Here is a 12667-nt window from a genome sequence, read left to right on the forward strand (position 1 = left end):
GCCCACCCTATAAATCTGCACGCTATTGGGAGGAAAAGCGGCAGTATTTTTAAGTGCTAAAGCTTAAGCGACTTTAGCAGCTTTCTTTGCAGAAGCAGCCAGCTCGTCCGTTGCTTTTTTAACAGCGGCGGTGGTGTCTTCTTGGATGTCTTTGCCAGCAGCCATCAGCAGCTCGACAGTTTCCATCTGAACTTTTTTCGCAACTTCAGCGAAAGCAGCCATGTGCTCAGCGGAGGTTTCAGCTTGTGCAGAAGCGAAGTCGGAGACTGCTTTTGCGTAGTCAGCTGGCTCTGCTTGGGCTTTGGTCACGCCGGACATTTTTGCCAGAGTTTCTTTGGTCCATTTGGAGGACAGATCAGCGGAAGTTGCTGCTGCGTCCAGAGCGACTTTGGACATTTTTTCGCCCAGAGCTGCCGAGTTTTTCAGCGCTTCGTTGTAAGCGGACATGTCAACTGGGAAAGCAGCTGCCATATCGGAGAATACTTTGGTGAAGTCTTGTGTCTTGTTAGCCATTGTCATGGTCTCCAGTTTTTGAGCCAATGTCGGCCCTGTGTCTTGTTTGCGTCTGCAGCATATCTACGCGCTGCACCGCAGCATTGCAAGTCTTTTCTGCGCTGCAGCATAAACTTTTTTCCAAAGGTAGATTACAGTCTGAAACGACGAAGACGCAGGTGATTTTTCACACCCGCGCCTTGTTTATAAGGACCTCAAAGCTGCTTAGGTCTTGTTCGACTTCACCTGAACATAGGTGCCGGGTGCGGGGCTAAGTATCGGAAATTCTTCACTTCCTGGCTCCCTTGCTGGCACCATATCGGATGATTTTTCAGACAACCAAACATCCCAACGCGGCCACCAAGAGCCTTCGTTAAAGGTTGCCCCTGCCCACCAATCATCCTGAGTGCCTGTCATGTCGGAGTTGGTATAATGCCCATACTTTTTCTTCGACGGCGGGTTAATGATACCCGCAACATGGCCCGACTCGGAGACAATGAAGGTCTTGTCCTTAGAACCGAACTGCTTGATTCCCGCGTAAGAGCCGCGCCATGCCGCAATATGATCGGTCTCACATGCAATCGCACAGATCGGCAACTCAATATCGGAAAGGCCCAGTGTTTCGCCCAGTAGGCTCATCGTGCCTTTAGCCAGCTTATTCTCTTGGCAAAGCTCTCTGAGATACTCGACAACGAAACGCCCGGGAAGGTTAGTGCTGTCGCCGTTCCAATACAGCAGATCGAACGCCGGTGGCGCCTCCCCCATCATGTAATTTCGGATCGCCGGCGCATAAACCAGATCATTCGCTCGTAGATAAGAGAATGTGCGCGACATAAAGAAGGAATGCAGGAAGCCCTTTTCAGCTACTTGCCGTTCAATCCCGTCGACAAAGTCGTCCTCAAGGAAGACGCCCATTTCGCCCGGGTCTTCAAAATCCGATAGCATGGTAAAGAAGGTCGCCGACTTAACCGTTTTGTCACCACGCTTCTTCATAAGGGCGAGCACGAGCGACAATGTTGTCCCTGCGATACAGTAGCCAACTGCGTTCAGCTGCTTCTGGCCGGTGATTTTCTTGACCTGTTCGAATGCGGTTAGGTAACCGTCATCCACATAGGTATCGATCCCCACGTCCGCATAGCTTGCATCCGGGTTCACCCAAGACACGATAAACAGTGTGTGCCCTTGATCCACGACCCATTTGATCAAGGAATTCTCTGGCTTCAGGTCCATCACGTAGAACTTATTGATCCACGGCGGGAAGATCACCACCGGCGTCGCGTGAACCTTTTCCGTGGTGGGTTTATACTGGATCAGTTCAAACATGTGGTTGCGAAACACCACGGAGCCTTCGGTTGCGGCGATATTCTCGCCCACTTTGAAGGCTGTCTCGTCGGCGAGGCTGACAAGAAGGTCACCCTCATTGGCCTCAATGTCATGGACAAGGTTCTCAAGGCCGCGAACCAAAGACGCGCCATCGGTCTCAACTGCTTTAGCTAACGCTTCCGGATTGGTCGCCAGAAAGTTGGTCGGCGCGAACATGTCGACAATCTGTTGCGCAAAAAAGGACACCCTGCCCTTTTCATGGTCATTCAGCCCCTCAAGATTTTGCATCGCGTCGGTGATGGCCTCGGAGGAATACAGATATTGCTGCTTAATGAAGTTGAAATACGGGTGCGTGTCCCAAAGCTCTGACTTGAAGCGACGGTCGGTCGGCCCCTTATCGTCAGGTGGTGCAAGTTTGCCATGAGCAAGCTGCTGCTGCGCGTCGACATAGTGTTTTAGCGACTTGCCCCAATAATTGACCTGTTGCTCAAGAATTTTTGAGGGGTTGTTCATCATTTCGGCCATATAAGCAGCCGCGGCTTGGACATATACGTCCTGTCCCGGTGCTTGCAGGCCGGGATCTGCCGACTTTTTCTTACCCATGGCCGCGACCAGGCGTTTGGAAAGCTCGTCCATCTTGGCGAGATTGGCATTGAGGCGTTCAAGCTTCTCAGCTGCGTCAATATCGTCCGAAGTGTCAGTTTTGGTTGTCATCTAAAGAGTTCCACAATACCTTGATGCTGCACCTGCGAAGTATCGTCAGCCAGCTTGGGAGGCAAAGCGACGAATTGACGTAGGGACAAGTTTACGCTCGAAAGGAGCCTCCTGTGAAGTATATGGCAACTTATGACCTGATGGAAACTATGCGCGTCACTAACCAATGGTTAGGTGCAACTGCGCAAGCCATGGGCGCCCATCCTGCTGTCGCCCTGGCACCGAACCCCTTCTTCAAAATGCTGGGTGCATGGGGTGAAGTTACTGAACGCACATTCGCACGAATGGTAACGAAGCCGGCTTGGAATATCGCCTCTGTGGTGGGTGAAGACGGCCGCGATCACCTTGTGAAAATCGAGCATGTCGTAACCAAACCGTTCGGCGATTTGATCCACTTCAACGTCACCGACCGCCCATTGAAAGACCGCAAGGTTCTGCTGGTAGCGCCGATGTCCGGCCACTATGCAACGCTGCTGCGCTCTACCGTTGTGAGCCTGCTGCCCGATGCGGAAGTCTACATCACCGACTGGCACAACGCGCGCGATATTCCGGTCAGCGATGGCAAGTTCGACGTAGAGGATTACACCCTCTATCTTGTTGATTTCATGAAAGAGATGGGCCCAGACACGCACGTGATTGCCGTCTGCCAACCCGCCCCGCTCGCCTTGGCCGCAACCGCCTATCTTGCCGATGAAGATCCCGATGCGCAGCCGCGTTCTCTGACCCTGATCGGTGGCCCGATTGATCCCGATGCCGCAGCGACGGACGTCACTGACTTTGGCCGACGCATCACCATGGGTCAGCTCGAGGAAACCGCAATTCAACGGGTCGGCTTCAAGTATAATGGTGTGGGCCGCATGGTCTATCCAGGCCTGCTGCAACTTGCTTCGTTCATGTCGATGAATTCCGATCGTCACGGCACTGCTTTCAAGAACCAGATCATGTCCGTGTCACAAGAAGATATCCCCGCTCAAGCGAAGCACAACAAATTCTACGACGAGTATCTGGCAGTCATGGACATGACCGCCGAGTTCTACCTGTCTACCGTAGAACGCATCTTCAAAGAGCGCGAGATCGCAGAGAATCGCTTCGTCGTGAACGGCAAGCCTGTCGACATCGGAAAGATCACTTCGGTGGCCGTAAAAACGGTCGAAGGCGCGAATGATGATATCTCGGCTCCGGGCCAGTGCATCGCAGCATTGGACCTTTGTACCGGTCTGCCCGATTCGAAAAAGGCATCGCATTTGGAACCGGGCGCGGGCCACTATGGTATTTTTGCCGGCAAAAGCTGGCGCGAAAACATCCGGCCGCTGGTTCTGGAGTTCATCGACGCGAATTCCGACGCGCCGAAGGCCGACAAAACAAATGTCGCCGAGCTTAAGAAAAAGAAAGCTTAAGCCTCAAGCCACTGCTTGAGGGCGGCATTGACCGCCTCCGGCTGCTCCAACGTCGGCAAATGTCCGGCGTCGGGCACAACAACCAAAGACGCCCTGAAGATAAGGTCCGCCATGAATTGATGGCGGGCCACAGGGCACAGCCTGTCATGCTCCCCACATAAGATCAGCGTCGGAATCTTGAGCTTGCGCAAGACGTTTTGCTGGTCGGGCCTGCGTTGAAGTGCGCGAGACTGGCGCAAGAAAACCCCCTCGCCCATCTCCAGTGCCATATCCATCACCAAATCCAGAACCGCTTGGCGGCCGGGGCCAGGAGCAAGGTAGTCGGGCTTCATCTCTTCGCGCATAACTTCCACAAGCGAGCCTGCCATGACCCGAGCGATCTGCGGCTCCCGCGCGGCGGCGTAGGCTGGTGTTTCTGCAAGCGCGTTGGTGTCCATCAGCGCAATTCGTGTAACACGGGTCGGCGCACGGCGCAGAACCTCCATCGCGACAATGCCGCCCATCGACAAACCCGCCAATGCAAATGTGTCTGGCGCCGTCGCCAACACGTCATTCGCAAGTGCTTCGACCGTGTCATGACGCGAGATCGGTGCAAGGTGTATCGCCCTGTCGCGCCCTAAAGCTTTGATCTGGGGGCCAAAAAGGCGCCCATCACACATCATTCCAGGCAACAGGACGAGTGGTTCAGGCATTTAAAGGCACCTTGCGATTGAAGTCGGTTAGCGGGAAGCCGCAATCGATCAGAACCGATTTCATCCTGTCAAATCGCAGCTTTCCCTAGCGCCGACAGTTGTTCACCAAAGTGCTAGCCGATGCAATTGCCAATCATAGCGCTTCTCGAGCCGTCTAGTCTGCCGTCCATCCCCCATCGACAAGGATCGAAGTGCCCGTCACCAGCGAAGACGCGTCGGACGCCAGATACACGGCAGCGCCCATAATGTCCTCGATCATCCCTACCCGAGGCAACTTGATCTTATCGTCGATCCAAGCGCGCTTGGCCGGATCGGCGAAGGTTTCTTCGGTCAACGGGGTCAGGATGAATGTCGGGCAGATTGAATTTACGCGGATGTTGTCAGGCCCCCAATCGATAGCCATCGCCTTGTTGAACCCTTCGACCGCGTGTTTGGTGCCGCAGTAGACGGCGCGCTCTGGCCCCCCGACATGGCCCATTTGGCTGGAGATCTGAATGATCGAGCCACCGCCTCGCTTGCGCATCTGCGCTGCCGCCTCTACTGCCAAGAAATACGCGGCGCGCATATTGATCGACACGACCGCGTCAAAATCCGCAACTTGTGTGTCGCTCGCGTTGGAATGGCGCGCCAGACCAGCGGAGTTGCACAAGATGTCGAACGGGCCGTGTGTTGCGAAAGCGGCTTTAACAGCATCCAAATCGGTGACGTCCAAGGCCAGACCGCTGACCTTCAGCCCTGCCTCACGAATTTGCGCAACGCTTGCCCCCACTTGGTCCGCAGATCGCGCGGCGATCACCACCTCTGCCCCTGCTTCTGCAAGTGCCACGGCGCAGCCCAGCCCGATCCCGCGCGAACCGCCGGGGACAAAGGCGCGTTTTCCATCAAGCCGGAATGAAGGGGTGCGGGGTAATGTCATCTAAATCTCTCCTGTCCACGCGGTCGGGATAGCGGGTTGGGCCATTCCGCAAAAGCTTGGAAAGTCCCTGTAGCGGGCCGCGCGGGTCTTGCTATTTTCTGGCGGCTCCGCCCCTGCCGCCACCAATTTGCCACGCGGCGCGATATAGCTGGAAATGGTTCGCCTCGGTTGAGCTTCCCAAGTCAGATTGAACGCTGCCAGTTTGGGGAAATACCACTGTTCCGAATAGGGCAAATGGTCGTGAATCCAATATGCCAGATCGCGCCAGTCGCGGCCCCGTGCGTATTGATCAGCAAACCAAGGGATCACAATGGTCGCCCCGCCTATAGGTGCGTCTGCCGAGCGGTCCCAGATATGGCATTCGCCGGGATAGTCATTGCGCGCGCAGTTCAGCTTATTTTCGTTTCCAAACTGGTTGAGCGCCGCAGAACGATAGCCCGAACGCACGCTGACGCAGCCGAATGTTTCGTGCAGCGGGTCAAGTAACTCGGTGCAGAAGGCCCGCCCGACATTCAAGGTAAGCTCCACATCGTCCGGAATGTTTGGACATTGGTGAAAATTCCCGATCTCCGAGTACAGAAACTCCCGCATATAGAAGTACTTGGACAGCCGCTCACGGCCCAAGGTCTCCAGAGACCACATGGAGGCTGGCTTACGCCGTGCCATATCCGTTCCACCGAAACGCGCCGTCTTCTTCCCGCAAAGGCGAAAACGGATTGTAGGCGACTTCCCAGACATGTCCGTCAGGATCAGCGAAGTAGCCATGGTGTCCGCCCCAGAACACATCTTGTGCAGGCTTGAGGATCGTACCCCTCGTAGTTTCAACCGACGCCAGAACTTTCGCTACGTCGTCCTTGCGACGCACGTTATGCGCCAGCGTGATGCCCGAGAACCCGCCAATCGCTGCTTGCTCGATCCCAAGCTCAGTCGCCAGTGCGGCCTTAGTGTAAAGCCCCAATGTCTGGCCGATCATGTCAAACGCTATGACACCGTCAGGACTTTCGCTGCGCTGCCAGCCAAGGGCTTCGTAAAATGCCGCCGACGCCGCTATATCGGCGACGCCCAACGTGATCAGGGAAACGCGCTGTTCCATCACAATCCCTCCACCCAGGCGTTCAAAAGCGCCACAGTGCTATCGGTTTGCCCCGGACTTAGGATATCGCCCGCGATCACATGGTTGAACGGATCGTCCCCATCCCCCATCACGCGCGGGGCCAGTTTCACCGGTCCGCCCCATCTCGTCGACATCGCGCGCGTGGTCTCTGAAGACACCACGCCGTCCTTGTCTGAGAAGATAAACAACGTGGGAGTGGTCACCTGGGAATAATCCGCATCACGGGCGTATTTCACCAACGCCGCCATAGGGATCAGCGCCGTGGTCGGGTAGAGCGTCGTCCAGTACTTGCCATGCGCGTCGTTGACCGGGGCAAAGCTGCGCTCCGCGCCCGCCACGATTGCCGCCCAGCTGCGCACAAGTGGCCATTCCAGAATGACTGCGGCGGGCGATCGAACGCGGAAATTCGGCGACACCATTGCAATACCTTTGACCCGCTCCATCAACTTGGGATTTGTCGCGGCAATTGCGGCCGCTGTACCACCGGTAGATGTCGCGATCACGATCACCTCTTCCCCGATACGCCGTCCGATCGCTAGGGCTTCGGCGGTGTCTTCCAACCAATCGCCTGCGACTGGCTCCACCATCGCCAAACCACCGCGCCCGTGGCCTTTCAGCCTTGTGTAGAACAAGTTCGCCCCAAGCGCCGCCGCCAGCTTGTCCGGCACGGGCCTGATTTCCTCGGACGTCGCAGAGAAGCCGTGAATATAGACGATGGATAGCGGCGTCTGCGCACCGACTTTGCCAGCCCAGACAATACGTTTTTCGACCCCTTCGGTGATGTCGTCAAATTGGCTTTCGGCGCGCTCGAGATATGTATCAAGATCTTCGCCCAACGCACTTGGATCAAATGCAATTTCCGTATCCACGGGTTCTCTCGGCACCAAAAACCAGATCGCCGTTCCAAACACCACAAGGGCAAGTAAAACACGGCCCAACCATTTACCAAAACTCTGCATCAGATCACTCCTAACACATCATCGAGCGCCGCTTCGATCAGGCCCAAGGCTTGGTCGTCCGAAAATCGATGATCCGCATCTTTGAGCAGGGTCAGCTGGATGTTCGAACCCTCAGCATGGTCCAGCAGGCGCAGGGCAACAGACATATCGACATCCGCGTCAGCCGTGCCTTGCAAGAACCGCACGGGGAAAGGCAGCGGCAAAGGCGCACGCAGAACCAGATTATTGCGGCCGTCCTCTATTAGCCGTTTGGTGATAATGTAGGGCTCCCCATAGTCGGAGGGCAGCGCGACCTGCCCCGCCTCAAGCTCTGCCTTTTGGGTGTCCGTAAAGCCGCCCCACATGCTGTCTTCGGTAAAGTCCGGCGCGGCGGCGATGGTAACCAGCGCGGCAATGCGTTCCGGAATACGCTGTGTCATCAACAGCGATATCCAGCCTCCCATGGACGACCCGACCAGGATTTGCGGACCCTCGGTCAACATCTCGATCGCATCCTGCGCATCTTGCGCCCAATCGCCAATGGCCCCGTCCGTGAACGCCCCAGAGGATTGACCGTGGCCCGAGTAGTCGAACCGCAAGAACGCCCGACCTTGGACCTTGGCCCATGCCTCTAAATGAATGGCCTTCGTGCCTTCCATGTCGGACTTAAACCCGCCAAGGAAAACAACGCCGGGACCTTTTCCCGCACTTTGATGATAGGCGATGCGGCGGCCGGTGGCCGTGTCGAGATAGTCGGGCATGGACCCTCCCCAAGTGTCGTTTCCGCCAAGCTAGCGACTGGGAAACTGGTTGCAACCGAAACGCTACGCGCTCTCGACCTCATCCAAACCGCTGGCGACCACGGCTGCCGCTACGGCCATCGCCGCAAAGACCATCAGTGTCGCCGCAGGACCCACCAGCCCCGCCACAGCACCGAACGCACCCGAGACCAGCAAAAGGGCCCCAATAACTGTGTTTGACACCGCACTGTAGGATGCGCGCTGCCCCTCTGGGGCCATGTCCACCAGATAGGTCGATCTGCCTTGCCGTACGCCGTGATAGGCAATCATTAACCCAAATAGCGCCAAAGGAAGCGCCCAGACACTTTCAAGCACACCCAGTGCGGAAAAGCCAAGCGTGACGATCAGGGCCGCCGCACCGCTGACACCAGACAGCTGCAAAACGCGGCGCGATGATCTGTCAGACATCCTCCCCCACACGTAAGAGCTGAGCAGAGACGCCAGCGCAGACGCCAAAACCAGCGCGCCCAGCTGCGACAAGGCCCCCTCACTGCCTGCGAGCAGGATCATGTAGGGCGGCGCCAAGGCGGTCGAGACCAACAAACCGCGCGTGAAAATAAAGCGGCGCAACTGGGCATCCTCCCGCAAAATTCCGAACTGGGACAGCGGGTTCAGGCGTTCGGCACTCCGCTCTCCGCCTTCTTCATGCAATCCGGCCATGATCAACGCCGCCAGCCCCCAGAGGCACGCGGCAAGCCCGATTGAGGCCAGCACCAGCCATTCCCGCTCGAACACGCCGCTCATCAGCAGCAACGCAAAGACGATCACCCCTGCGGAGGCAAAGGAACTTGCAGTTCCTGTGGCACTTCCCCGATGATTTTGCGCGACGGTATCGCCCAAGATGTCCTTGTAGGACACGCTGCACAGGCTGCGAGACAACGCCAACACGGCCAGTGCGAGGCAGATCAAACCGCCCGCTAAGGCGCCTTCAAAACTCAGTGCGAAAATCAGGATTGCAACGGCCGAAACCCCTTGCCCGATGGCCCCGGCGACCCAAGCCCATTTGCGACGGCGCATGCCTTCAACCCAAGAAGCGAGTGCCAGTTGAGGCAGCAAAGCCCCCGCTTCGCGGATCGGCACCAGAAGGCCCACGAAAAATGCTGGCGCGCCAAGGGACGACAATAACCAGCTGAGAACCAGCTTCGGGTCAATCAAACCGTCTGATAGCTTGGTCATCGCCAAAGCCGCCGCATGGCGCAGGAAGCTGCGCGGCTCGTGCGCTTTGGCCTCGTCACTCAAGCCTTCACTCCCGTCGGGCTTGTCTACAAGCAGTTCAAACAGGATAGACCCCAGCCCTGTGGATTTCATTTCGCGGCCCCCTTAGGCAAAATCTAACGCCGATAGGTCAAAAGTCATCTTGGTTTGCTCAATAGTCGGTCTGATGCGCGAAGGCACTTGCTCCACGCCGAGGTTATCGTAATCTATGAGACGGATTTTGGGGGCGCGAAACAAATCTCTGCACGCTTTGACACCGACGCGAAACGCGGTCTGGCATTGATCAGCCCGACAGCAATTTATGTTTTGTTGCTGTTGGCCGTGCCTTTGGCGACAATCTTTGCATTCAGTTTCTGGTCGCAGGACTTCCTGAGCATCGACCGAACCCTGACCCTGAAGAACTACCGCGAGGCGTTTACCGACCCGATCTACCGCGTCTTCCTGCTGCGTTCTTTGTGGATATCAGGTGTGGTGACGGTGGTGACGGTCGTTCTGGCCTTTCCCATCGCCTATTTCGTGTCCTTCCACGTCCCCCCCGAACGCAAGGCCTTGTGGATATTCCTCATCACCATCCCATTTTGGACCAGCTACCTACTGCGAGCCTTCCTGTGGAAGGTGATTTTGGGCTTCAACGGGGTTCTCAACTCCGGCCTCTTGGGCCTCGGGCTGATTGACGAGCCGCTCACGTTTATCCTCTACAACACCAACGCAGTGGTCATCACGCTTGCCCATGCGTTTGCGCCCTTCACAATTCTGCCAATCTACGTGGCGCTTGAAAAAATCGACCGCTCGCTGCTGGAAGCGTCAAAGGATCTTGGCGAAGGCACCGCGCGCACCTTCTTCCGCGTGACGCTGCCGCTAGCCATGCCCGGTGTGGTGGCAGCGACTTTGATCGTGTTCATCCCGACCATCGGAGACTATGTCACCCCCCGCCTTGTGGGAGGGCCGGACGGGCTGATGATCGCCAACATGATCCAGACCCAGTTCCTGAAGCTGAATAACGCGCCCATGGGGGCTGCATTGTCGGTGCTGGCCATGGGGGCAGTGACGCTGATTTCGCTGATCTTCCTGTTCGCCAACAGGAGGTTCCTGAAATGAACTGGTTGCGCGTCTACGCCATTGTCTATTTGGTATTCTTGTACCTGCCGGTGCTTCTGCTGCCAGTTTTCTCGTTCAACGACGCGACGGTCATCGCCTTCCCGCTGCAAGGGTTCACAACCCAGTGGTTCAAAGAGCTGGCCGGCATCGACGCGCTGCACGGTGCGTTGAAGAACTCGCTGTTCATCGGGATCGTGTCGGCCACCCTGTCCACGATCCTTGGCATCTGCGCCGCCCGCGCCTCTACCCGCTACCGCTTCCCGTTCAAGGCCCCGATCATGGGGGCGATCATGCTGCCGCTGGTATTGCCAGAAATCATCGTGGCCGTATCCCTTCTGGTGGTCCTGATGCAGCTGGGCTTCTCGCTGACCTCGTGGACTGTCATCATGGGCCACACCCTGATCTGCACGCCCTTCGCCATCGCAATTCTCAGCTCCAGCTTCCAAGGGTTGGATCAGTCGCTGGAGGAAGCCGCGATTGATCTGGGCGAAACCCGCTGGGGCGCGTTCAGTAAAATCATCCTGCCTCTGGTCACACCGGGTATCGTGGCATCCTTCCTGATCGCGTTCACTATCTCGATGGACGAGTTCATCATCGCGTTCTTCCTGACCGGTGCGGACCCGACCCTGCCCGTCTATATCTGGTCACAACTGCGCTTCCCCAAACGCCTGCCGTCGGTCATGGCCCTAGGGACGTTGCTGATCGTGGCCTCTTTGGTGCTGCTCAGCATCGCCGAATATTTCCGCCGCCGGGGCATCCGCCGCACCGGGGCTAAAGACAGTGGAGGGTTCTTGTGAGCTCCATCATCTCGCTTTCCGGCATTCAGAAATACTACGGGGATTACCACGCCTTGCGCGGCATCGACCTCGAGATAAAGCAGGGCGAGTTCTTCTCGCTGCTCGGCCCCTCAGGCTGCGGCAAGACCACGTTGCTGCGGGTGATTGCAGGGTTCGAGGACGTGTCCGAGGGCGTGCTATTGCTTGATGGCGCCGATATGGCCCGCGTGCCTGCGAACAAGCGCCCGACCAACATGGTGTTCCAAAGCTACGCCATCTTCCCGCATTTGACCGTCGGTCAGAACGTGGCCTTTGGGTTGCGGAAGAAGGGGTTGTCCAAGGACGACATGGCAAAGGCGGCCACCGAGGCGTTGGAGATGGTCGGCCTCGCGGGCTATGGCGACCGCGCGGCGCATGCTCTGTCAGGTGGCCAACGGCAACGGGTGGCCTTGGCCCGTGCACTGGTTTTGAAACCGAAGGTTTTGCTGCTGGACGAGCCGCTCTCCGCGCTCGACAAGAAGATGCGCGAGCAGATGCAATCCGAATTGCGACGGCTGCAACGCCAAGTCGGCATCACCTTCATTCTGGTCACCCACGACCAAGAAGAAGCGCTGATTATGTCGGACCGTATCGCCGTGATGTTCGAGGGCGAGATCGCGCAAATGGCCTCCCCGCAAGAACTCTACCGTCGCCCCGCCACACGCCGTGTCGGCGAATTCATCGGGGTGATGAATTTCCTCGAAGCCAAGCAAACCGGAAGCTCCGAGAAAACTGTGAGCTTTGACGTCGAAGGCCTTGGCGCAGCGGAGGTTTCCGTTGATCAGCTACCCGACGGGGCGCGCGCCGCTGCAGACGTCGTGGGCCTGCGCCCAGAGGCCCTGTCGATCCTGTTCGAAGGCCAACCCTCTACCGGCCGCGAGGTCGATGCCGTGGTCCAGGACCTCGCCTATTACGGGGATATGACCTACTACGAAGTGACGCTCGAAGGGTCTTCCACTCCCGTGACGATATCCATGAAGAACCTGATCTCCCGCCCTGTGCTCGAGCGTGGCACAAAAACACGGGTTCAGTGGGACGAGAGGTCGCTGGTGATCTTCGCCGCTTGACCTTCGCGCGCAGCGCCGCCATTTAGTCCAAACACATAACCCGCAACCGGGCGTTCCGTGGGCGCCAAACTGACGAGGAGCCAAGA

The 12667-nt window shown here is 57.3% G+C and carries 13 protein-coding genes; 4 read left to right on the forward strand and 9 right to left on the reverse strand.

Annotated features, from left to right (window positions below):
- Positions 1–63: 63 nt before the first annotated feature.
- Entirely contained in the window at positions 64–513 is a 450-nt protein-coding gene (locus BM352_RS14630) for a phasin, PhaP (protein ID WP_090218231.1), read from the reverse strand.
- Positions 514–717: 204 nt separating this feature from the next.
- Positions 718–2529, reverse strand: coding sequence for a PHA/PHB synthase family protein (locus BM352_RS14635; protein ID WP_090218233.1), 1812 nt, complete (start codon positions 2527–2529; stop codon positions 718–720).
- A gap of 113 nt (positions 2530–2642) precedes the next feature.
- Here BM352_RS14635 and phaZ point away from each other — a divergent pair, with 113 nt between their 5' ends.
- Complete coding sequence (gene phaZ / locus BM352_RS14640) at positions 2643–3926, forward strand: polyhydroxyalkanoate depolymerase (protein ID WP_090218234.1); 1284 nt, start codon at positions 2643–2645, stop codon at positions 3924–3926.
- Here the strand turns inward: phaZ and BM352_RS14645 are convergent.
- The 7 genes from BM352_RS14645 to BM352_RS14675 all read right to left on the reverse strand — a co-directional run bounded on the left by BM352_RS14645 (position 3923) and on the right by BM352_RS14675 (position 9694).
- Positions 3923–4618: an alpha/beta fold hydrolase gene (locus BM352_RS14645; RefSeq protein ID WP_090218237.1), complete on the reverse strand. Its 696-nt coding sequence runs from the start codon at positions 4616–4618 to the stop codon at positions 3923–3925. The two genes, phaZ and BM352_RS14645, sit on opposite strands and share 4 nt — an antisense overlap.
- 154 nt (positions 4619–4772) lie before the next feature.
- Positions 4773–5534: an SDR family NAD(P)-dependent oxidoreductase gene (locus BM352_RS14650; RefSeq protein WP_090218239.1), complete on the reverse strand. Its 762-nt coding sequence runs from the start codon at positions 5532–5534 to the stop codon at positions 4773–4775.
- A complete protein-coding gene (locus BM352_RS14655; RefSeq protein WP_090218242.1) occupies positions 5535–6176 on the reverse strand; it encodes a hypothetical protein in 642 nt (213 codons plus the stop codon).
- A 10-nt stretch (positions 6177–6186) separates the two neighbouring features.
- On the reverse strand, positions 6187–6627 hold the full coding sequence (locus tag BM352_RS14660) for a VOC family protein (protein ID WP_090218244.1): 441 nt from the start codon (positions 6625–6627) through the stop codon (positions 6187–6189).
- Positions 6627–7607 carry an alpha/beta hydrolase gene (locus BM352_RS14665; protein WP_090218247.1) on the reverse strand — a complete coding sequence of 327 codons (981 nt, stop codon included), beginning with the start codon at positions 7605–7607 and terminating at the stop codon, positions 6627–6629. Before BM352_RS14665 ends, BM352_RS14660 begins: the two co-directional genes overlap by 1 nt.
- Entirely contained in the window at positions 7607–8347 is a 741-nt protein-coding gene (locus BM352_RS14670) for an alpha/beta hydrolase (RefSeq protein ID WP_090218249.1), read from the reverse strand. Before BM352_RS14670 ends, BM352_RS14665 begins: the two co-directional genes overlap by 1 nt.
- A gap of 63 nt (positions 8348–8410) precedes the next feature.
- The gene (locus BM352_RS14675; protein ID WP_090218252.1) at positions 8411–9694 is read right to left on the reverse strand and encodes an MFS transporter; all 1284 of its coding nucleotides are present in this window, start codon (positions 9692–9694) and stop codon (positions 8411–8413) included.
- Between the two features lie 180 nt (positions 9695–9874).
- On the opposite strand from BM352_RS14675, the gene BM352_RS14680 reads away from it, so the two are divergent.
- The 3 genes from BM352_RS14680 to BM352_RS14690 are packed head-to-tail and all read left to right on the forward strand — an operon-like array spanning position 9875 to position 12581.
- Positions 9875–10699, forward strand: coding sequence for an ABC transporter permease (locus BM352_RS14680; protein WP_425434559.1), 825 nt, complete (start codon positions 9875–9877; stop codon positions 10697–10699).
- Entirely contained in the window at positions 10696–11496 is an 801-nt protein-coding gene (locus BM352_RS14685; protein ID WP_090218255.1) for an ABC transporter permease, read from the forward strand. Before BM352_RS14680 ends, BM352_RS14685 begins: the two co-directional genes overlap by 4 nt.
- A complete protein-coding gene (locus BM352_RS14690; RefSeq protein ID WP_090218257.1) occupies positions 11493–12581 on the forward strand; it encodes an ABC transporter ATP-binding protein in 1089 nt (362 codons plus the stop codon). The genes BM352_RS14685 and BM352_RS14690 overlap by 4 nt, the downstream gene beginning before the upstream one ends.
- Positions 12582–12667: the final 86 nt, after the last annotated feature.

The organism is Litoreibacter janthinus (assembly GCF_900111945.1).
Classification (GTDB): Bacteria; Pseudomonadota; Alphaproteobacteria; order Rhodobacterales; family Rhodobacteraceae; genus Litoreibacter; species Litoreibacter janthinus.